Source organism: Mesorhizobium tamadayense (assembly GCF_003863365.1).
Lineage (GTDB): Bacteria > Pseudomonadota > Alphaproteobacteria > Rhizobiales > Rhizobiaceae > Mesorhizobium > Mesorhizobium tamadayense.
This window is the reverse complement of sequence record NZ_RQXT01000015.1, coordinates 18,246-40,912: the sequence shown is the minus strand read 5'-3', so window position 1 is coordinate 40,912 and position 22,667 is coordinate 18,246. Positions and strand designations below refer to the sequence as shown.

Sequence of the window (22,667 nt, the reverse complement as noted above, 5' to 3'; positions counted from 1 at the left end):
GTATGGACTGAAGAGAGGTCGTCCGATGATCACGCTCACCGGAAGCTCGGACGAGGTTAAGGTGGCAGCTGCGATACTGCCAGCGACGATATTTGGTGACGTGGGAGCTTGCCGAGGACATTGGGAAGATCTGGCTCCGCGCGAGAGTTTCGTTGCCGTCAATGCACGCCAGATTACACAAGGCGATTGTGGGCGCTCCCGAGCAGATCCGACCCGGTGTGAGCGATTACGTGGGGCGGCGCGATCAATCTCCTCCAGCGTCTTCGTTGGCAGTGGTACGCTCGCTATCCGTTGCGCTCAGCTGGCAATGGCGATGGGCCACGTCATTGGTGCGGCCCTGTGTGGCGACGCCGTATTCGCAGAGTGGGCGACTCGTGCCAACATCCCGTGCATGGAAAGTGTTGAAGAGCTCTCCTCATTTTTGAAGGCTGAGCCAGTGGATTGGATTTTCTCCGTTGCCAATCCGTTCATATTGCCACCGGACGTGTTTGGGCGAGTGCGTCGAGGTGCTTTCAATTACCACGACGGTCCATTGCCACGATATGCGGGAACGCACGCGACGTCCTGGGCGCTGCTGGCGCAAGAGACCGAATATGCCATCACGTGGTATCGGATCGACGATGGTGTTGATACGGGTGACGTCGTGATTCAGCGCCAAGTGCTGACTTCGCCCACCGATACGGCGCTGACCCTCAACCTTAAATGTTATGAAGCCGCGATCGAGGGCTTCCGCGAGCTCTTAACTGGTCTCGAGAATGGGAAGCTTGGGGCCTATCCGCAGGCGCTGGTGGACAGAAGCTATTTTCCGAGACATCGACGCCCAGATGCGGCAGGCTGTCTGCGATGGGATCAATCCGGGCAAGAGTTGTCAGCGATGACGCGGGCCCTAGGCTTTGGGCCATATCAACCCAATCCAATGTGTCTGCCCAAGGCTCTCGTAGGCGATCAGGCTGTCACGGTCAGACACCTGGAGATGTTGGCTCGACGCTCGGGCGTTCCCGCAGGCTCCCTGCTTGAAGTCCACTCCAGCCATTGGCGTGTGGCGACGGGTACAGAGGATGTCGATGTTTGCTTTGGCGGCTCCGATGGGCAGGAGCTGGACGCGCGAGCCCTCGCCAGGCACTCCAATCTGGATGAAGGTAGTCGCCTTCCGATCTTGAGCAATGAACAGGCGCGGAGCATAACTGCCACCCACGAATTTCTGGCGCCTCGGGAGGATTTTTGGCGACAGCGGCTCGGGCAGTTTAGAATATTTCATGCTCCTTTCCTGTCGTCGTCCGTGGCTGTGGCGCCGCCCGGATGGCAGTCGAGTTCGTGGTTCATTCCAAGTGCTTTGGCTAAACTGTCCCCACTCGATCACACGGAATACTTGGTAACGGCTTGGCTGGTCTGTCTCGCCCGCATCACGGGAGAAACAGAGCTTCAACTGGGATGGACGCCAGCATCGGGTGGATCGAAAGCTGGCTCCAAAGCGGTGGAGGTGTTGATCGCCTCTGTCGTGCCGATGGAAGTTGCCATTGATCTTGCACATGATTTTGAAGAAATGCGCAAAACGGTGGCGGCCGAATTCGCTCAGCTGAGGGCGCACGCTAGCTTTGCCCGGGATCTTATCGCGCGCTACCCGACATTGCGAGGTGTGGAGGCGCTACGGTCGCATCAACCCTGGCCGATTGGCATCACAATCACGACAGAGAGCTGTTCCGTCGCTGGCGATCTGATGACGAGCCACAGAGCTGGCCCAGCTCTATGCGGCAATTTGCTGACCTTTGAGGTTTGCGCTCTGGATGGGAGCTTCCGCTGGCATTTTGATGCCAGTCGATTAGCGCCGAAGCAGATCGACCGCATGACGCAGCATTTGCAAACTTTGTTACATGCTGTGATGGCCGATGCGGGGCAGCCGGTCGGCCGCATCGACATCCTGCCGGCCGTCGAGCGCACCTATCTGCTGGAGGAGCTGAACAGGATGGCGGCGGCATATCCGTCGGAGCGGTGCATCCATGAGCTGTTCGAGGCACAGGTGCAAAAGGCGCCGGAGGCGGTGGCGGTGGTCCATGAGAACGAGCGCCTGGGCTATGGCGAGCTCAACGCGCGGGCCAACCGGCTGGCGCATCATCTGATCGCCCTTGGGGTCAGGCCGGATCAGCCGGTGGCGATCTGCCTGGAGCGCAGCCTGGCGATGGTGGTGGGTGTTTTGGCGATCCTTAAGGCGGGCGGTGCCTATCTGCCGCTGGATCCGGCCTATCCGTCGGCGCGGCTGCGGCAGATTGTCGGCGATGCTGAACCGCGACTGCTGCTTTGCGATGCCGCCGGCCGAATCGCACTGGGCGCAGAGGCGCTGGCCGATGTCAGCGTGGTCGATCTGGATACTGCCACCCCGGCCCGGGCCAAATGGCCGCCTTCGGACCCGGAGCCGCGCACGCTTGGCCTCACCTCGCGCCATCTCGCCTATGTGAACACCTCCGGCTCAACCGGAACCCCAAAGGGCGTCGAAATGTCCCACGGCTCGCTTGTGAATTCGCTCGCGGGGGTTGGCACGTCAAAACGACGCACATTTCAATTCGCGACCCTGAACTTCGATGTGTCCTACCAGGAATTGTTCATTTGTTGGAAGGAGGGTGGGGTGCTCGTGCTCGTGCGGGAAGAGACCCGTGGGGACTTCTCCGACTTGCTCGATTTCGTGAAGGAGGAGGCGATCGAGCGGTTTTTCCTCCCATTCGTGGCATTGAACCATTTTGCGGAGGTCTGGGGCGCGCGGCAAGTGCTGCTGCCCTCTTTAAGTGAGATCTATACAGCGGGTGAGCAATTGCAGGCCACTCCACTGCTTAGGGCGTTCTTCGAAGCACATCCAAAGGCGACATTGATCAATCAATACGGGTCCACAGAAATCAACGTCATTGCCGAGCACCGCCTTACAGCTGACCCATCATGCTGGCCCCAATTGCCTCCCGTCGGCCGTCCGATTGCCAACACGCGGGTCTATCTGCTGGACGGTTATGGCGCGCCCGTGCCGTTCGGGGCGGTGGGTGAGCTTTGCATTGGCGGGGCAGGCGTTGCCCGTGGCTACCTGACCCGGCCCGAGCTGACGGCGGAGCGGTTCATCGCCAGTCCCTTTGTGGACGGCGATCGGCTGTACCGGACCGGCGACCTGGCGGGCTATCTGCCGGACGGCAATCTGGAGTTCCTGGGCCGCAACGACGACCAGGTGAAGATCCGCGGCTTCCGTATCGAGCCGGGGGAGATCGCCGCGCGGCTTTGCGAGCATGCCTGGGTGCGCGAGACGGCGGTGGTGGCGCACGAGGACCGCGCCGGCGACAGGCATCTTATCGCCTATGTGGTCTTCGCGCCCGAGGCCGGCTCGGACGAGGACGATGGCGCGCTTGCCGGCGCCTTGCGCGCGCATCTGGGTGCGCGGCTGCCGGACTACATGGTGCCGGCTGCGTTCGTGCCGATCGCGGCGCTGCCGCTGACGCCGAACGGCAAGCTCGACCGCAAGGCGCTACCGGCGCCTGGGGATGAGGCCTATGCGCGCCGCAGCTATGAGGCGCCACAGGGCGAGGTCGAGACGGCGCTGGCCGAGATCTGGGCCGAGCTTCTCGGTGTCGAGCGCATCGGGCGCCACGACAACTTCTTCGAATTGGGCGGCCACTCGCTCCTGGCGGTGCAGGTGCTCAGTCGAGCGTTAGATCTTCGGCTGAACTTTAGCGCCGCAGACCTCTTCCAAGCCTCTGTTCTGAAGGAACTTGCATCGAAGATTCATTTGGAGCCACAGCCCAGTAGTCCCGGAGTGATTTCCGTTCGACCAACCGGATCGCAGCCACTGCTCTTCTTTGTCCCCACAGGTTTTGGAGATTGTTCCTATGTCCTCGGTTTGGTGGAGGAAATGGATGTAGACTGTCCCGTCTACGCTCTGCCGTGGCCGCCCTTCAATGACGTTTGTCCACCAAGTCTTGAGGCGATAGCCGCGGAGGCAATCCTCGCTATTAGAGAGATCCAGCCACGGGACCCATATCGCTTTGCTGAATACTCATCAAGTGCGATCGTGGCTTATGCAATTGCCCATCACTTACTGAGTCTCGACGAAGCTGTATCATTCATGGCGTTCATCGATGTTACGATACCTGCAACTTTGTCAAATATATCACCTATCAATTTGGTACGAAAAAATTTTTTAGAACGTTGTGAAATCTTGCATGATGACTTCGTCGAAGTATTGGAATGCTTTGATGGGCAACGTTCAATTGCTGAGTTGCTTAAAAAGGCCCAGCAAATGGGGGCATTACCTCCGGATCACGATCTCCGCAGCGACGTTTTGATGTATCAAAAGGCCGCCCAATTCCACCGGGCGCTACAGTCCTATCGAGTTCCGTCGCTCCCAATCGAAATACATCAGTTTTATGCCGGTGAGCCTCTCATCAGTCGTTGGCTACCGCCTGACAAACAATTAGATCGGCAGGCAAACTTGCCAAAGCAGGTTGGGACCTGGTTTTGAATGCGGGGGCGATTCATGCGGTCCGGCTTCCAGGCAACCACGCTACAATGGTGAGCAATCCAAAAAACAGCCAAGTTCTGGCTCGAGCCATTTCAATGGAGTTACTTGGAACTCTTGAAAAGATGGCTAGCCAAGTGCTCCGAAGGTTCTGGCTCGACCATATTCAGTCTCCCGACCCTGACAATACCCCACAAGTCGGAAGTCCTGTCTCGGTGATCCAAAGCTGGGACGCACTTCATATGTGGTCACACCGTCGCTGCTGATCGACGAGGGAAGTAATCCAGCGCCATGGTACTTGGATGAGCTTCGCATCAGAAAAGCTAAAGGACAAAAATAGATGGAGATTGTCACGGTCGATCAACAGAACATCTTGGTCGGCATTCGTCCAATAGAAAAGACCGACGAATTCACCTTGCACGCATCCGAACTTACGTCTATGGGACGCGCTGTTCCCAAAGTCCGCCGCGAAGGCGGTGCCGCAAGAGTAGTAGCCCGAACACTTCTTGGGCAACTGGGATTCCCACCAATGCCGATCTTAAAGACGCGCTCTGGTGTTCCGATCTGGCCACCCGGCGTCGTCGGATCTTTGGCGCACCACGATAGAGTAGCAGCCGCCGCTATTGCAGGGACGAAAAGGATTGCAGCTCTCGGCATCGACATTGAGCCTAATGAACCTCTGCCGGAGGGCCTGATCGAATTGATTGCCACCCCTAACGAGCAACGCATGTACGATCTACATCTGCTCAAGCGGCGGGACCTCTTCGTTTTGAAGGAGGCGGTATATAAGGCGTATTTTCCACGGTACAATCAGTTCCTTGAATTCCAAGACGTGGAAATTGATATCTCTGCGCGATTAGGACACGTGTTGAAGGCAAATTGCACGTTTTCGCTCGAGTTACTTGTTTCCAAGAATGTAATCGGGTTGGCTTATTCGCGGCCAACATCCGCCAAAGGCGATATTTACACCGAGGGAGGCGGCGAGCTTCCTTACGGCCGCCTGATTAACGTGCATTAAGTGAGGATCGGATCATGGCTTGCAAACATATCGACCGTCTTCCAAATCTTCATTCGGGGGGAGTTCCTGCGTGAAATATCTGTTTATCGGCGCCACAATGGTTTGGGCGTTACTGCCTCCAATCGCCCGAGCCCAGGATATTGAGGGAGGCAAGACGGTCTTCAAAAAATGCGCCGCCTGTCACAACGCTGATACCAAAGCGAACAAAGTCGGGCCAACCTTGAAAGGCGTCGTGGGCCGGGCAGCCGGGACCGTCCTTGGCTATTCCTATTCGAGAGCCATGAAGGAAGTGGGCGCTGCAGGCCTCCTATGGGATGAGCCGAACCTGATGGAATATCTGACAAATCCCAAGGCGAAAGTGCCAGCTAACAAAATGGGGTTTCCTGGCCTCAAGAATCCCGACGACATCAGAAACGTCATCGCCTATCTCAAGACTTTGTCAGGTTAGAACCTTCGGCCTTTGCATTCCGAGACCAACGCAAAGGAGGGAAGGAGCGATCGTGTTTCATGCCGTGGAACCTGTTTTGAAAGCTGATTGTTCTGCCGGGCAGAGTGGCGAAGCTATCCCGTTCGAGACGGCGGTAACCAAAGCCATCGCGCTCGCCAAACCTGTTCGGTATAGGGAAACAGTCCCGCTTGCCGGAGCATTGGGACGGGTTTGCGCGGTCGATATATGCTCGCCTATTTCGCTGCCACCGTGCGATAACTCGGCCATGGACGGGTTTGCCGTTCGAACGGCGGATTTCGAAGGGGAAGGGCCTTGGACTTTTCGTGTGGCTGAACGGGTGGTCGCCGGCGATGTACGTGTTCTTGAGAACCTCGACCCCCGAACAGCCCTCAGGATATTCACGGGCGCACCCGTTCCATGGACCTTCGACGCCGTGGCCATGCAAGAGCGCTGCGAACGAATTGGTGACACCGTCACGATGTACGAGCGGCCCCGCCGTGGCCGTCACATCCGTTTTGCTGGCGAAGACGTCTGCCCCGACTCGGAACTGATAAGGCGGGGCAAGGGCCTATCCGTTAGGGATCTAACCTTGCTGGCAGCGGTGGGGATCGTCAACGTCCAGGTGCTTCGAAAAATCCGGATAGGACTGCTCTCGACCGGGACCGAATTGAAAGAACCGGGTCAACCCCTCGAACACGGTCAGATTTACAATTCCAATCAGCTCATGCTGAGCTCGTCGCTGGCGGCTTGTCCTTGGGCGGAAATTGTAGACTTCGGCATCGTCCCTGACAGCCTGGGTCTCCTCACAAACGTTGTCGCTCACGCGGTCGCATCATGTGACGCCTTAGTCACCACCGGCGGGGTCTCGGCAGGCGAGGAAGACCACATGGTCGCGGCTGTTCAGGCTCATGGCGCCGCCCTTGATGTCCTCAACGTCGCCATGCGGCCGGGCAAGCCGCTGAAGGTCGGAAGGATCAGAAAAACAGTCTTCGCAGGGTTGCCAGGCAATCCCAACGCGGCCCTGATAGCGTTCCGGCAGATTGTCCTGCCTGCCTTGCGAAGGCTGGCAGGCCTCGCGGAGATCCAGCCGCAATGGTTCTCGGCGGTGGCTGGCTTCAGCTGCAAAAAGGGGCGAGGCCGAACCGAGTTTGTGCCCGTCCGCATAGCCGGTCGCACCGAAACGGGTGAACCTGTGCTGGAGATGCTTGAACGTGGAACGCCGGCCAATTTGATGGCCATGGCGTTGGCCGACGGCATCGCACTCCTGCCGCCTGAGGCCGCAGACATCACAACCGGCATTCCGCTACGCTACAAGCCGTTGGGACCTAGTGTGCCGTCGCGGAGATTATGACGGGTTAGTCTACGCCGAGAATGGGCAGTTCCTGTCGCGGGGCGAGCAACTGGATGCTGCGAGCGACACCGGGCTGCTTGTCGATCAAGCCGAGCTGGTCGAGGCTCTTGAGCATTGGTGGACTGACGGTGCGGTGACTCTGAAGTAGCGCTGGAAGTCCGCCTCGGCCGGCGCGCGGCGATTGATCTGCGAATAGGCCAGATGAAGGCGAGGTACTGGCCCTGTTTGGCGGTGAACCGTGCTGTCGGCGCCGGCGTCTTTTGGTGAAGCAATTGATTCATTGTAGATTCACCTACGGCTCTTCCACCAAGAAGGGCTTTGGGAATGAACATACGATATCGCGTCGAGCTCAGCCAATCCGAACGAGACGAGCTGCGTGCTTTGGTGAGCGGGGGTAAACTGCCGGTGCGGCGGCTCAAGCGGATGCAGATCTTGACTGGCCGCCGACGCCGGGGTCGCCGACGAGGCCATCGCCGCCTCGGTGCAGACCAGCGGCTCGACCACCTACCGCACCAAGAAGCGCTTTGTGGAGATCAACCTGGAGGCCGCCCTCAGTGAAGAGCCGCGTCCGGGGGCGGCTCGCAAACTGAGCGGCAAGCAGGAGGTGCAGTTGGTGGCGTTGGCCTGTTCTGACCCGCCGCGGGGATGCGCCCGGTGGACTTTGAAGCTTCTGGCCAACGCCCTGGTCGAAGTGATCGAACACCAAAGCCTCTTCACGCGACATCGTCCGCCGCCGGTTGAACGACAACGACCTGAAGCCCTGGCGACAGAAGATGTGGTGCATCGCCAATATCGATGGCGAATACATTGCCCGCATGGAGGATCTCCTCGATCTCTATGCCGAGCCGCATGATCCCAAGCGACCGGTGGTCTGCTTCGATGAATGCCCGATCCAACTCATCGGCGAGGGGCGCGTGCCCATCATGCCAAAACCCGGAAAGCGATACCGCTACTATTCCGAGTACAAGCGTAACGGCACAGCCAACCTCTTTATCATGGTCGACACCAACCGGTCGTGGCGCAAGTCACCGACCGGCGCGCCAACGAGGACTTCGCCGTCTGCATGCGCGAGCTGGTCGACGTGGACTATCCCGACGCTGACAAGGTCCGCGTCGTGATGGATAACCTATCAACCCACACTGCCTCCGCTGTCTATCAGACCTTTCCAGCCATCGAGGCGCGTCGGATCTTGCGACGCTCGGAATTCCACTACCAAGGCACGCCAGTTGGCTCAACATCGTCGAGATCGAGATCGGCGTGATGCGCCGACAATATCTGGATCGCCGCATCGCTAGCCGCGACCTCCTGGAAACAGAAATCCGGGCATGGGAACGTCGACGCACCGAAAGTGGCGCCCGCATCCGATGGATGTTCTTAACACAGCAGGCCCGAGCCAAGATGGCCAAATCCTATCCAATACCCTCTCTCAACGAGTCATAATCTCCGCGACGCGACACTAGCGTTAGGCGAATGGACATCCGCCCCGATCCACGAGCTCACCCGGCACACGCCGGCTGCGGACCCGCCGGCTGCGGACCCGCCGGCGCATTTTTGCCCAAAGCCGGATTGGGCGCTCAGCCCCGATGGGCTGGGGCAGCTTACGGATGGGCTGAGGCAGCTTACGGGGCGCGGCGGCACGAAGCCGATCGAGCCCTTGCCCGAGATCTTCCAGGGCGGCTCGTCGCGCGCCGCGCGCGACATCGCTTCGCGGGTCTCCGACTGGTATTTCACCAACGGCAATCCGGAAGCAGGTCGACGATATCCGTGCCAAGGCGAAGGGGCGAAGGGGCGAAGGCCAATGGCCACAAGGTCGAGATCGGCGTCAATGCCTTCGCCATCGCTCGCGGGACCGAGGCAGAGGTGCGCGCAGTGCTCGACGAGATCATCGCCAAGGCCAACCCAGAGGCAGTCCAGGGGTTAGCCAATCAGGTCAAGAATGCCGGCAAAGCCTCGCCGGAAGGCGAAGCCAATTGGGCGAAATCCTCCTTCGGGATCTGCTGCAATACAATGACGAGGACACGCGCCGGGCGCGCCAATCGGCAAAAGGCTAATGCGATGCTGACCCTGAGCGGCGTCGGCATTTCTTTGGCGGCGTCAAGGCGCCAAAGACGGTGAGGTCCGCGCGGTCGCGTCGTAGCTGGCCACCCTTTTCTGGCGGCGCGAAAGCGCGTGATGTGTGTCCAAAACCTGACAGCATCAGAAAACATGTCAGGTTCATTACAAACTGCCATCTTGGGCTCGGTGGTGTTTTTCAATGCGTAATCATGCGCTCCCGCGCGCTGAGCGCGCTGGCACGGCCTTTGCTGATTGAGATGCGGCAACATTGGGTGAGGGCTGCCTCATCTCTAAGAGGAAGACAAGCTCGCGCATAGAGTGGCGCAACCTTTGGAGAGCAACATGGTCTTGCAGATGGAGCCCGCCGGATCCTCGATCAAAGTGGAGATCTGGTCGCCTGGCGAACCCCTCACGAGCTTCCAGGATGGCATCCACGAATTTTGGGCAACTTGGTGCGGAACATGTGTCGCGGCCATGCCACATCTGGTCCAGCTGCATCAGAAATACAAGAACAGCGGACTTGGGTCATCGGAGTCGCAACAGACGAAATGAACAAGCTTTGGATGCATCCCAGCCTTTCTGTCCGAATTCCGACCTCGTTCGTGGTCGACCGACGGCTGGCGCAACTTGGACTCTAGAACGGGGCCTGCCCCAAAAATTGTAGGTTTCGAGTGTCGCGGAGCTAGCGGCGCAGAGCTGGATGCGCATGTTTAACAAAGATTCACGTGAGAAGCACAAGCTGGTCGGACGTCGGCTCACCGATGTGATCGCGGCTATCGATGAAATCGGGGCATCGTTTCCGGACAGAATCGCGATTACGCATGGCACGACGGAACTCACATATGGTGAACTGCGAGTCATGTCGGCTAGAATCGCGAGCACTCTGCGAGAGCGCTGCGCGGTGGGAGCGGTAGTGAGCTATTGTGGTGAACGAAATCCCAATTGGGCCGCTACACTAATCGCAATTCTGAAGGGGGGCTCAACATATTTGCCGCTCGACCCATCTTCACCGGCCTTACGCATTTCATTCATGGTCGAGCAGAGCGGTTGCACTCTGATTATCGGGCAAGAGCGACCGGAAGCCATTGGTCTGCTTGAAGAAAACGGTCACGGCAATCGAGAATTCATGACGGTGCAGACCGCGTTAATTGGGGACCGTGCCTCTCCTGCGATGCCCTCTTCGGCTGAGTGCGGTCCCGCTTACATCTTGTTTACGTCCGGGTCGACAGGGTTGCCCAAGGGTGCGACGGTCGAGCGTGCCGGACTGAACAACCATTTGATAGCCAAGATCGATGCGCTTGAGTTGACCGAGAAGGACTGCATCGCTCAAACTGCATCGCATTGCTTTGACATCTCGCTGTGGCAGCTCTTGGCAGGGCTATGCGTTGGAAGCCGCGTCGCGATTATAGACGATGCCACGCTTAAATCTCCGATCGCTCTACTTAAGGCGCTGCAGGGACAAGGCGTCACAATTGTCCAATTCGTGCCATCGGTGCTTGCCATATTTGTTGAATACCTGCAGACACTCGCGGCCGATGAGCGGCTTCTCATCGCCTTGCGCATGATCTCCACGGTCGGCGAGCCGCTGACGCCTGCGTTGGCGCGCGCCTGGCTGGCGCTGTATCCCCGAGTCCCGATTCTTAATCACTATGGCCCGACAGAATGTGCGGATGGGGTCACCCACCATGTGATTTCTGTCCCGCCTAGTGCATCTGAAGCATATGTGCCGATCGGCCGGCCGATCTCCAATCTTGAGGTCTATGTCGCCGATGGATGGCGGCTGTGCACGACGGGTGAAGTCGGCGAGATCTGTGTCAGCGGAGTCGGTGTCGCTGCTGGCTATATCAATGATAGCTCGCGTACCAAAGATGCTTTTTTTCCAAACCCGTTCTCCAACCATCCCTCCCATCGGCGCCTCTACAAGACAGGCGATCTCGGACGCTTCAGAGCTGACGGCCTCCTGGAATGTCTTGGCAGGCGAGACCGTCAGGTCAAGATCCGGGGGCACCGAGTCGAGCTTGGAGAGATTGAGTCTCGGCTCTGCACCCATCCTTCGGTAAGTGGCGCCGTCGCCGTAGCCCCCGTCAATGAAGGCGTGAAGCTCACAGCAAGAGAAATAACCAAGGCCGACGGAGGGTTCAGGCCAAGACGGATAGTGGCCTATGTATCGGCCCCTCCCGACGTCTTGGAAAGTGGACTCCGAAGCTTTGTTGCCGAAACGCTTCCTGCATACATGGTCCCGGAGCGAATCATTCATATCGATGCCATTCCAATTACCAGAAACGGCAAAGTAGACTTTGCGGCTTTGCCGGACCCGACGACCATTCGTCCTCAACTGCTGAATCCGTTCGAGGAACCAAAGACGGAACTCGAACAAAAGCTGCGCGATATCTGGTCCAGTGTTCTTCGCATCAAAAGTATCGGCGTGAATGACCAGTTCATGGACCTTGGTGGGGACTCGCTCCGGGCGATGCTTATATTAGCCCAGCTGCAGAGGCAGCTCAGGGCGAAGGTGGATTTCAGGCTGGTGCTAAATGGGACGGTCAGGTCGCTGGCGGCATCCCTATCAAGCCAATCCGGAACGACACAGAACGTGCTTCCAGCGGGCCGGAAGCACGGACGATCAACGCTGACACGGGTACAGGAACACCTGTGGTTCCTCTGGCAGCTCGATCCGGATGCGAAGAACTACATCATTCAGGGCGGCCTGCGTGTACGAGGAACAATGGATCTGACTGCTTTCAACGAAGCTTGGATCGATGTCGTCGGGGCCCACGACGCGCTTTCGGCACGTTTCAGCGATGAAGACGGGCCGGTCCAGATTTTTGATGATCCGCACTCCGCCAGTTTAGAGTTGGTTGACATCACTCACCTTACTCAACAGGACGCTGAGCAGCTTGTGTCGGAGATGCGTCAGACCGAGCTCAACGACGCCTTTGATCTCAGTCAGGGCCATTTGTTTCGTGCGCGCATGATCCGGCTTGCCGCGGATGACCACCTAATACTGATAACCGCACACGAAATCATCATAGATGCTTGGTCGATCTCCATCCTGCTCAGAGACTTGCGAACGAGATACTCCAATGCTGCTCAGTTCTCTCCAGGACATCGTGTGTCACTCTCGGCTTATGCGCTCTGGGAAAGTGTACATGTTACACCGGACTTGCTGGTTGAGCAGCGGCGCTACTGGCGTGGGCAGATTAGCGACAATCCACCCGCGCTTTTGCTAGCGAGTGATCGACCGCGGCCGAAAGGGAATTCCTACCGGGGGGCCTCGCATGCGGTCCCCCTTGGTGAAGAACTGTCCGATCAAGTGAGGGGTTTTGCACGTCGGCACAGGTGCACCACATCCACGATCCTGTTGGCATCCTTCAAGCTCCTGTTGCGGATGTATAGCGGCCAGGACGATGTCATTGTCGGTATACCGCACGTCATTCGCGACAAAACAGGCACCGAGGAAATTGTTGGATTTTTCCTCAATATGCTACCAATTCGAACCACGATTGATGTCAATAAGTCCTTTGTGGCTCATGTAACTACTGTGCAAGCCCTTGTCAGCGATGCCATCGCGAACTCAGCGTATCCATTCAGTTGGATGGTGAGGGACGCTCGATTGTACCGCGAAGCCGGTCGGTCACCGATCTTCCAAGTCATGTTCAACATGTACTCCGAACCCCAAGAGCCAACGGCCGAACGCGATTTGGATCTGACCTTTCGTGAATATGACACAGGCTATGTGAAGTTCGACCTTACCCTGTATGCGCAAGACCAGGGCGATGAGATTGCGCTGCAACTGGCATATGCAGAAGACATTTTTTCAAGTGACCTGATCGCTCGCATGGCCGCCAATCTTCGCCACCTTATTGCTGCCTGTTTCGAGAGGCCGACTGAGCCGATTGTCGCCCTGACCTGCCTGTGCCCCTCGGAGGTCGCGATGCTGGACGCGCTCAGGGGCCCTGAGCAGGTATATGAGAACGAAGCTTCGCTCGTGGAAGCCTTCGATCAGGTCAGCACAAAGAACGACCAGGTGGCGTATTTCGGCGAGTTCGGAGAGATCACATTCGGCCAACTGCGCGATCGCATGGCGGCGATCCAGTCCACTCTGCGTACCTGCGAGGTAGGGCCGGGCGACATGGTCGCGATGCTAATCGACCGGTCACCTGAAGTGGCCACTACAACTTTGGCTATCCGGGCGATGCAGGCGACCGTCGTGCCTATATCGCCAGATTACCCGAAGGAACGGATCAGCCACGTTGTAAGAGATAGCGGTGCAAAGCTCCTAATTCACGCCAGCGCGGACGAAGAGATTGATTTCGGTGTGCCGTCCGTTAGCTTGTCATCCCTGCAGGAGAGATACGACCCCGCTCGAGCGTTGCACTGCGAGGTAGAGCGGCCTGATAACGGTGTAGCGAGCTTGATCTACACCTCTTCATCGACGGGTAAGGCAAAAGGTGTACTCATACCTGAGTCCGCAATACTCAATCGACTGAATTGGATGTGGCGATGCTTTCCGTTTGATGGCGCCGACGTTATCGTTGTTCAGAAGTCGGTGGCACTTGTGGCCGCTGCATCGGAGTATTTTGGAGGATTACTGAAGGGGGTCCCGACGCTGATCCTGACCGATGACCAGTTGCTCGACCCCGACCTCTTGTTGAGCGCCTTGATAAGGCATCGCGTGACTCGGTTATTCGCTTCCCCGCCCATTCTGTCCGGACTGATCGTCGCCTCTCAAAAACAACATGCGGAAACGACCAGCTTGCGCATAGTCACAAGCAGTGCTGAACCGATGCCACCATCGCTTCCTTCTCGTTGGCGAGAGTGCTTTCCAAATGTGCCGCTATGGAATTTTTATGGCGCCACTGAATGCGCGTCTAACGCGGCAGTCTACGCAACATCGCAGGCTGACGATGGCTCCAAAGCTGTGCCGGTCGGGCGCCCAATCGACAATGTGAAGATCTATGTGCTCAATGCACAGTTGGAGCGGGTTCCCGTCGGGGTAGCAGGCGAACTCTGCGTCGCGGGACGCTGCGTAAGCACGGGGTACTGGCGGGACCGAGAGCGAACGAAGCAAAGTTTCGTGCCCAATCCATACGATAACTGCCAATACGGCCTTCTGTATCGCAGTGGCGATATCGCCCGCGTCTCAGCCAAAGGTCTTCTGGAGATTTGCGGTCGATCGGACAACCAAATCAAGCTCCGGGGTTTCCGAATTGAGCTGGAGGAAATCGAAACCGCCCTTGAAGCGCATCCTGGAATTGCCAGGGCCACCGCAGTCGTTCAGGGAATGGATGATGATCGCCGACTGATGGCCATAGTGGTCCCAGCTCACGATGGCCTTACCTCAGGAGACATTGTGAATCACTTGCGGCAGGAATTGCCATCTTACATGGTTCCATCCGATTTTCGTATGGTGGATCATATGCCACTGACGGCGAGCGGGAAGATAGATCGTCGTAGCCTCTCATCTGTCCCATCCCGCGAGCTTCGGAGTGCCCAATCCGCTGAGCCGCGCACGGAGCGGGAGCGACTTCTTGCCGAGATCTGGCAAGGATTGTTGAGCGCCAAATCTATCGGAATCGACGACGGTTTCTTTGATATCGGCGGAAACTCTCTGCTGAGCGTGCGTTGCGTTACACTGGCGCGTAAAGCCGGACTGAGCTTGACCGTTGGCCAACTGTACAGAACACCGACCATTCGGGAATTGGCCAAGGAAATCGCATCAGCCCCGACGATCTCTGCCTTTGAGGCCCCAGATGGACTGTTGCGAGTGACTCCTGCCGTCTCATCTTGGAACAGCCTTGTCGGATTAGGCGAGCACTACAACATTGGCGACCTTTTCTTCCTGCCCTCGGGTCTCTTGAAATTATCAATCCTTGAAGGCGCCCTTGCTCATGTCATTGGTCGGCACGAAGGACTGAGACTTCGAATAGTCCAAACCGAGAGCGGCCTATCTCAGGCAATCGGATCGGTAGCCAATCCCCTCGTGGAAGAAATAGATCTGGTCGGCATGACCACGGCAGAACAGCTGACGGTCATCGAAGGCGCCTGCGCAGAGCGTCAAATCGGGTTTCGGTTTGACGGTCAGACATCCCTTGTTAGGCTTTCAGCCTTCCGGACATCAGAGAGCGGGGACTACTATCTGCTTGTTCTGATGCACCACTTTGTAGCTGACGGGACTGGGTACCGACTGTTCCTAAATGCACTGGAAACCGCCTACACTACTCTGGCCGCGGGCGGGACCATTGCAGATCCTGAGACAACGCCTCTGTCTCAGTGGTTAGCGCGATTGGGCCATTACGCAGATAGCGAAGCACCAACCGAACTCGAATATTGGGAGGGGGTTCGACATGATCTGCTCGATATGCATGTGAGCGATGCTGGCTCGGGTGCAGCCGAATTTTTAGATGAAACTGCAAGAAGGCTCCATTATGCCCGCTTGGAGGGATTGGTAAATGAAGAATATTGCAGCCAACTTTGGAAAGATCAGGCCAAATATTGCATAACGATCGGCGAGAAGGCGACGGCCAGACTTCTCAATGTCTCGGCGACGTCTGCGCAATGCGAGGATTTTGATATATTCCTTGCAGCTGTGTCAGGGGCATTTGGTCGCGCTTTCGGGAATTACTCGCTTTGGATCGACAGCCTCACATCGACTAGAGGTGAGTTGTTCGACGACATCGATCCGTCTCAGATCATCGGCTATATCGGCGAACTGGTTCCGCTTCCCTTATATCTGACTGAGAAGGAGTCTCCTCCAGATCGCGCTCGTTCAATATATCGGCAGCGCAACGCGCAGCCGCGCCGGGGGATCGGTTTTCGGGCGATGAAGTTCTTGAATCGGGATCCGGCAGTGCGGAAGCGGATCGATCATTTGCCGTTGCCTAGGATCGGACTGAACTATCGAGCACGACTGCAACGCCATTATCCACGGCGTCTGCTAGCCACAGATCCGCACTCGCTTTGGATCGGCGAAGATATGAAGCAGTCCGCCATGAATTATCTCTTCTGGTTTCGCGTCGGGTACGAAGCTGGTGAGCTTGAAATCGAAGTGAGATACGATCAAAGACAAGTTGGCTACGAAACGACCCGCAACCTTTGCACTATGTTGCGCCAGGAACTGCTCCAGACAATCAATGCATTTGAAGGGTCTCGCCGATCCCCAACCGACGGATGAGTCCAATGTGGGTGGGGGCCGATGCAGAGGGGCAAGGGAAAAGCATGGCTGCACCGGCACAACAAATCAATTTTACGGACGACAAGATTTCCCGCCTCATCATGCGACTCGCCATTCCCACGATTATTGGCTTGTCGATCAATGCGCTTCAGCAGTTCGTGAATGCAATCTTTGTCGGCACACTCGGCGCGCAGGCTATCGCCGCTGTCAGCATGACTTTGCCGATCGTCGTCCTGCTCACGGCTGTCGGACAGGGGATCGGCGTTGGCACAGCATCATTCGTATCCCGCAATCTTGGCGCTGGCAACTCGCTTGAGGCGAGTCGAGGTGCGACCTTGGCACTCGCTCTCGCTGTCCCGATCGGAGGGACGATTACTGTCGCTCTGCTCCTACATTTGCGCGAGTTTCTCGCCATGCTTGGCGCCAGTCCGACAATCATGCCGGCTGCGCTTGAGTACGCATCGACGCTGTTGTTCGGCTACACTCTTATGCTACTGAACGTGGTCAACGGGTTTATCGTAAGGGCCGAGGGCAATACACGATTCAGCATGTGGACCATGATTACGGCTTTCGCGCTGAATACTGTGCTCGATCCTATCTTCATATTTTTGCTGGATCTGGGCGTTCGAGGAGCGGCGCTTGCGACGCTGTTGTCTCAGATCGCCGCCATCGGCGTCTACATCGCATATTTTCTGAAGAAGCGTGGGATTGTTCGTATCCGAACTTCTTACATTACGTTGAGCGTCGACCGCATCAAGCAGATCGCCGCCATTGGAGCGCCGGCCACTATCACCAGTATTTTGTCTGCTGTTGCATTCATGCTCTTGTACCGGGCTGCTGCACCATTCGGCGACGATTCCGTTGCCGCTGTGGGAATAGCCGTGCGATTGTTAACAATCGGGGCACTGCCCATTGTCGGCTTCTGCATAGGCTCCCAGACGGTTCTCGGTTTCAGTTGGGGAGCACAGGATTTCGCTCGGGTAGAGAAGGCCGCGAAGTTCATGCTTTCCGTAACCGTCCAATTTTCAATCAGCTTTTCTGCCCTGGTCATGGCTTTTGCCCGGCCGATGGTTTCGCTTTTCAGCGATAGCGAGAATGTAACCGAGATCGCGGTGCCTACGTGTGTTGCATTCCATTTTTTTTTCGGCCTCTTTGGTGTTCAGTACGTTGTGATCACCCTGCTTCAGTCACTGGGGAGAGTACGTCTGAGTGCGGTCGTTTCCCTCGCTAGGCAGGGATATCTTTTCATACCGGCCATACTGCTATTTCCAGCCATTTGGGGTTTTAACGGACTGTTGGCCAGCCAGGCACTTGCTGAGTTGGTGGCGGGGCTGGTTGCTCTGTTTGTAATGCTCGGGCAGATCGACGATCTCAAAGGAATGCGCACTCGCTCAGTCGGGGATCGGGTCGAGGGCAAAAAGCTGACGTGAACGTGGCGACCATTCGGTTCTGCCCAGGACTGTGGCTGACCAGCCAAATCCAATGAGGAACGCATCTGTGCATGCTTGCCGGGCGCGAATGTCAATCCGCTCAAACGGCAGGGCCATAGGACGGCTGTTGCTGCAGCGCGTCGAGAGAGCGAGGAAATCTGGATACGCTGCTCCCCCCAAACGTTGCCGTGCAAACCTGTCGGGCAAGTGATCTCAGCAGGGTCCTAGTGATGGCCGAAGAAGAGAGTGCAATCGCCACTGCAGTTGAGAGCAGAAGACGTGAATTCTCGATCGGGCGAGACTGTGCTAGCTGTGAGCTTCTCTCACCAAATCTAAGCGCCAGGCTCCGTTCTGACGCGGCGCGGGCCCTGGCATGGCTGTGGAATTCGAGAACGGACGCGATCAGGGCCGCGGTGTTGCCACGGTCGGGTTTCTCAGCAATGTATCCTCTGTTGTTTGTGAGAAGGGTTCGGGTCCGGCGGCGTCACAGAGCCGCCGCAGGTATTCGGGTGTGAGCCAGGGCGAACTCTTCGGCATAGGGACACGCTGAGGCCATCGCCACCTTGATGCGGCGAACCGAGACGCGCACCTGTGCGCCGATCTTCAGCAGTTTCAATCTGATCGTGCCGCAGTTGGCGTTGGCGAGCCGGGTACCCTCGCTTGAACGAGGCAAGCCTCCGACGTTCGTTGAGACCCGCTGTACGACATCGCCGGTAATCAAAACGCTGCAACAAATCCTTTAAATCAATTTACAAGATCTTTACAACCGCCTGTCGTTCACAATGGTACGTTCACCGCAAGTCTGAGGTCTGGGCACGGCTAACAAATGTTATGCCGACTACCCTCGGACCGCCGCACAGCACGCAACATTGGGTTAACAGCAATGGCAAGAAGAGCACTAATCTTGGTTGAAGGTCATAGGGGTATTGGTCTGCTATACACCCAAGCGGCTCAGTGTCTTTGTCTTCATCCAATTGCCCTGACGGCTGATCCAGCTCGGTACGACTATCTTGCGTCGGAAAACGTTGAGGCAATCCGCGTCGATACTGACAATCTCGATGCGTTGATCCGCGAATGTTCCCGGCTGGGGGCGACCCACGACATTGCTGGCATTACTGGCTTTGCGGGGGACCACGAGTTGGTCTATGCGACAGTTAGCAAGCTCTGCCGGCATTTCGATCTACCGGGACCGAACCCTGAATCGATTGAACGAAGCTGCGACAAATTCAATCAACGCCAGCTTCTCGCGCAGGCGGGCGTTCCAATACCTGATTATCGGTTGGCAACGAATGCGGCGGAGGTAGAAAGCTCGGCTGCGGAGATCGGCCTGCCCGTGATTGTTAAGCCAGCAGTAGGCAGCGGCAGCATCGGTGTCCGATTGTGCCGCAGCGTCGAAGACGTAGCCGAACATACGAGCTATCTGTTGGGCGGAAAGCACATATGGCGGTCTACGCCAAAAATACTCGTCGAAGAATTCGCACAGGGCCCGCTCTATAGTGCTAATGTAATGGGAAATGAGGTCGTTGGGATTTGCGCCAATGACTTTGGTCCCCTCCCGCATTTCGTCATTCGTGAGGTGACCTATCCGGCCCTGCTGACTGATGAGGAGCGTGAGCGCATCGCCGACGTTTCGCTGAGTTGTTTGCGAGCTCTCGGCCTTGACTGGGGGCCAACGAACATTGAACTCCGGTGCACGAAACGCGGTCCAGTCGTCATTGGAGTCAATCCGCGTCTTGGTGGCGCGCCCGACCCTCAACTGGTCCAGTTGGCTTATGGTATCGATCTCGTCACCGAGCACATCAAGCTTGTCATTGGCGAGGAATGGAATCTGCGCAAAAGGCATTCGCACACTGCGGCCGCGCGGTTCCTGCTTCCTGATCAAGATGGCATCCTCGACTGGATCGGTGGCGACACTCAGGCGGCTGCTATACCAGGTGTCGCCGAGGTCAAATTGAATGTTGAACCCAAGACACCGATCGTCAGGAAGGGCGATTTCCGAGACTGGATTGGACATGTCATTGCCACTTCACCCAGCCCTTCTGAAACCGAGGGCGCCCTTCAGCGCGCCGTCGACTTGATCGATTGGTCGATCACCCCTTTTCCAGCCGTTGGCGACCAGGCACAATCTGCATTACCCTTGCCGACGCTGCCGATGTGGCGCGTCGATCACATCGAGCCCTCGCCCGAGATGTTGGCGCTACGCGCCAACGGTCCGATCCACCGCGTGCGCTTCCCGTCTGGGCACGAAGGCTGGTGGGTGACAGGCTATGACGAGGCCAAGGCGGTGCTGTCCGACGCGGCGTTCCGGCCCGCGGGAATGCCGCCGGCGGCATTCACCCCGGATTCGGTGATTCTCGGTTCGCCGGGGTGGCTGGTCTCGCACGAGGGGGGCGAACATGCCCAGTTACGCGCGATCGTGGCACCGGCCTTCGGCAACCGCAGGGTGAAGCTGCTCGCGCAGCAGGTCGAGGCGATCGCCGCGCAGTTGTTCGAGACGCTGGCGGCCCAGCCCCAGCCCGCCGACCTGCGGCGCCACCTCACCTTTCCGCTTCCGGCCATGGTCATCAGCGCGCTGATGGGCGTGCTCTACGAGGATCACGCCTTTTTCGCCGGGCTGTCCGACGAGGTGATGACGCACCAGCATGAAAGCGGCCCGCGCAGCGCGTCGCGCCTGGCCTGGGAAGAACTGCGCGCCTACATTCGCGGCAAGATGCGGGACAAGCGCCAGGATCCGGGCGACAACCTGCTGACGGATCTGCTCGCGGCGGTCGACCAGGGCAAGGCGACCGAGGAAGAGGCGATTGGCCTGGCGGCGGGCATGCTGGTGGCGGGGCACGAGAGCACTGTCGCGCAGATCGAATTCGGCCTGCTGGCCATGTTCCGCCATCCGCAGCAGCGCGAACGCCTGGTCGGCGATCCATCCCTGGTGGACAAGGCGGTGGAGGAAATCCTGCGCATGTACCCGCCGGGCGCGGGCTGGGACGGCATCATGCGCTATCCGAGGACCGACGTGACCATCGCGGGCGTGCATATTCCCGCGGAGAGCAAGGTGCTGGTCGGCCTGCCGGCGACGTCGTTCGATCCGCGCCATTTCGACGACCCGGAAATCTTCGACATCGGACGCGACGAAAACCCGCACCTGGCGTTCTCCTACGGGCCGCACTACTGCATCGGCATGGCGCTGGCCAGGCTGGAACTCAAGGTGGTGATCGGTTCGATCTTCCAACGCTTTCCCTCGCTGCGCCTGGCCGTGGCGCCCGAAGAACTGAAGTTGCGCAAGGAGATCATCACTGGCGGGTTCGAGGAGTTCCCGGTGCTCTGGTGATGCGCGGACGCCGCCGGGAATCGCGATCTTCTCCGCAATTTGCCGGCGCCTGGCGCGCCGGTCAGATCAGCCAGCCAACAGGTAACCAAGATGAACGTGCAAGAAACCACGGCAGCATGCCGGGACGCCTTCGCCGAACTGGCGTCGCCAGCGTGCATCCACGACCCGTACCCGTTCATGCGGTGGTTGCGCGAGCACGATCCGGTGCATCGCGCGGCGTCGGGCCTCTTTCTATTGAGCCGCCACGCCGACATCTACTGGGCGCTCAAGGCCACGGGCGATGCGTTTCGGGGACCGGCGCCGGGCGAACTGGCGCGCTATTTGCCGCGTGCGGCGACCAGCCTGTCGCTCAATCTGCTGGCGTCCACGCTAGCGATGAAGGAACCACCGACGCACACGCGTCTGCGCCGGCTGATCTCGCGCGATTTCACCATGCGCCAGATCGACGACCTGCGGCCGAGCATCGCGCGCATTGTCGCAGCGCGCCTGGACGGCATGGCGCCCGCGCTGGAGCGCGGGGAGACGGTGGACCTGCATCGGGAATTCGCGCTGGCCTTGCCCATGCTGGTCTTCGCCGAACTATTCGGCATGCCCCAGGACGACATGTTCGGGCTCGTCGCCGGCATCGGCGCCATTCTGGAAGGCATAAGCCCGCACGCCAGCGATCCCCAGCTCGCCGCGGCGGACGCGGCCAGCGCCAGGGTGCAGGCCTACTTCGGTGACCTCATACAGCGCAAGCGCACTGATCCTCGCCGCGACATCGTGTCGATGCTGGTCGGCGCGCACGACGACGATGCCGACACGCTGTCGGATGCGGAGTTGATCAGCATGCTGTGGGGCATGCTGCTGGGCGGCTTCGCCACCACTGCTGCGACCATCGACCATGCGGTCCTGGCGATGCTGGCGTATCCCGAACAGCGGCACTGGCTGCAGGGAGACGCCGTGGGGGTTAAGGCATTCGTCGAAGAAGTCCTGCGCTGCGACGCGCCCGCCATGTTCAGCTCCATTCCGCGTATCGCCCAGCGCGACATCGAACTGGGCGGCGTGGTGATCCCGAAGAACGCGGACGTGCGCGTGCTGATCGCGGCCGGCAATCGCGACCCGGACGCCTTCGCCGATCCCGACCGCTTTGATCCCGCGCGGTTCTACGGCACCAGTCCTGGCATGTCGACCGACGGGAAGATCATGCTGAGCTTCGGCCACGGCATCCACTTCTGCCTCGGCGCGCAACTGGCCCGGGTGCAGTTGGCCGAGAGCCTCCCGCGGATCCAGGCGCGCTTCCCCACGCTGGCATTGGCCGAGCAGCCGACCCGGGAGCCCTCCGCGTTCCTTAGGACGTTCCGCGCGCTACCGGTACGGCTGCATGCGCCGGGGGGCTAA

At 58.4% G+C, this 22,667-nt stretch carries 9 protein-coding genes and 4 pseudogenes; 12 read left to right on the top strand and 1 reads right to left on the bottom strand.

Annotated features, from left to right (window positions below; genetic code table 11):
- Window positions 1–25 precede the first annotated feature (25 nt).
- The 9 genes and pseudogenes from EH240_RS14425 (at window position 26) to EH240_RS14380 (ending at window position 17,962) form a co-directional block, all read left to right on the top strand.
- The gene (locus EH240_RS14425) at window positions 26–4,489 is read left to right on the top strand and encodes an amino acid adenylation domain-containing protein (RefSeq protein ID WP_167484024.1); all 4,464 of its coding nucleotides are present in this window, start codon (window positions 26–28) and stop codon (window positions 4,487–4,489) included.
- 337 nt (window positions 4,490–4,826) lie between these two features.
- The gene (locus tag EH240_RS14420; protein ID WP_124999250.1) at window positions 4,827–5,504 is read left to right on the top strand and encodes a 4'-phosphopantetheinyl transferase family protein; all 678 of its coding nucleotides are present in this window, start codon (window positions 4,827–4,829) and stop codon (window positions 5,502–5,504) included.
- Window positions 5,505–5,601: 97 nt separating this feature from the next.
- Window positions 5,602–5,952 carry a c-type cytochrome gene (locus EH240_RS14415; RefSeq protein ID WP_124999369.1) on the top strand — a complete coding sequence of 117 codons (351 nt, stop codon included), beginning with the start codon at window positions 5,602–5,604 and terminating at the stop codon, window positions 5,950–5,952.
- Window positions 5,953–6,004: 52 nt separating this feature from the next.
- Window positions 6,005–7,303: a molybdopterin molybdotransferase MoeA gene (locus EH240_RS14410; RefSeq protein ID WP_124999248.1), complete on the top strand. Its 1,299-nt coding sequence runs from the start codon at window positions 6,005–6,007 to the stop codon at window positions 7,301–7,303.
- A 324-nt stretch (window positions 7,304–7,627) separates the two neighbouring features.
- Window positions 7,628–8,743, top strand: a pseudogene (locus EH240_RS14400) (IS630 family transposase).
- Window positions 8,744–8,942: 199 nt separating this feature from the next.
- Window positions 8,943–9,315 (top strand): annotated as a pseudogene (locus EH240_RS14395) (LLM class flavin-dependent oxidoreductase); the annotation flags it as partial.
- 385 nt (window positions 9,316–9,700) lie between these two features.
- Window positions 9,701–9,910, top strand: a complete 210-nt coding sequence (locus EH240_RS14390; protein WP_342634083.1) for a TlpA disulfide reductase family protein — start codon at window positions 9,701–9,703, stop codon at window positions 9,908–9,910.
- A 148-nt stretch (window positions 9,911–10,058) separates the two neighbouring features.
- Window positions 10,059–16,532, top strand: coding sequence for a non-ribosomal peptide synthetase (locus EH240_RS14385; protein WP_245436040.1), 6,474 nt, complete (start codon window positions 10,059–10,061; stop codon window positions 16,530–16,532).
- Window positions 16,533–16,576: 44 nt separating this feature from the next.
- Window positions 16,577–17,962, top strand: a complete 1,386-nt coding sequence (locus EH240_RS14380) for an MATE family efflux transporter (RefSeq protein WP_425374802.1) — start codon at window positions 16,577–16,579, stop codon at window positions 17,960–17,962.
- Between the two features lie 484 nt (window positions 17,963–18,446).
- Here EH240_RS14380 and EH240_RS14370 read toward each other — a convergent pair.
- Window positions 18,447–18,614: pseudogene (locus EH240_RS14370) on the bottom strand (transposase); the annotation flags it as partial.
- 231 nt (window positions 18,615–18,845) lie between these two features.
- Between EH240_RS14370 and EH240_RS38925 the strand changes: the two are divergent.
- From EH240_RS38925 to EH240_RS14355, 3 genes and pseudogenes are all read left to right on the top strand, one after another.
- A pseudogene (locus EH240_RS38925) lies at window positions 18,846–20,078 on the top strand (ATP-grasp domain-containing protein); the annotation flags it as partial.
- Window positions 20,079–20,114: 36 nt separating this feature from the next.
- Window positions 20,115–21,287, top strand: a complete 1,173-nt coding sequence (locus tag EH240_RS38920; protein WP_124999365.1) for a cytochrome P450 — start codon at window positions 20,115–20,117, stop codon at window positions 21,285–21,287.
- 90 nt (window positions 21,288–21,377) lie between these two features.
- Complete coding sequence (locus EH240_RS14355; protein WP_124999244.1) at window positions 21,378–22,667, top strand: cytochrome P450; 1,290 nt, start codon at window positions 21,378–21,380, stop codon at window positions 22,665–22,667.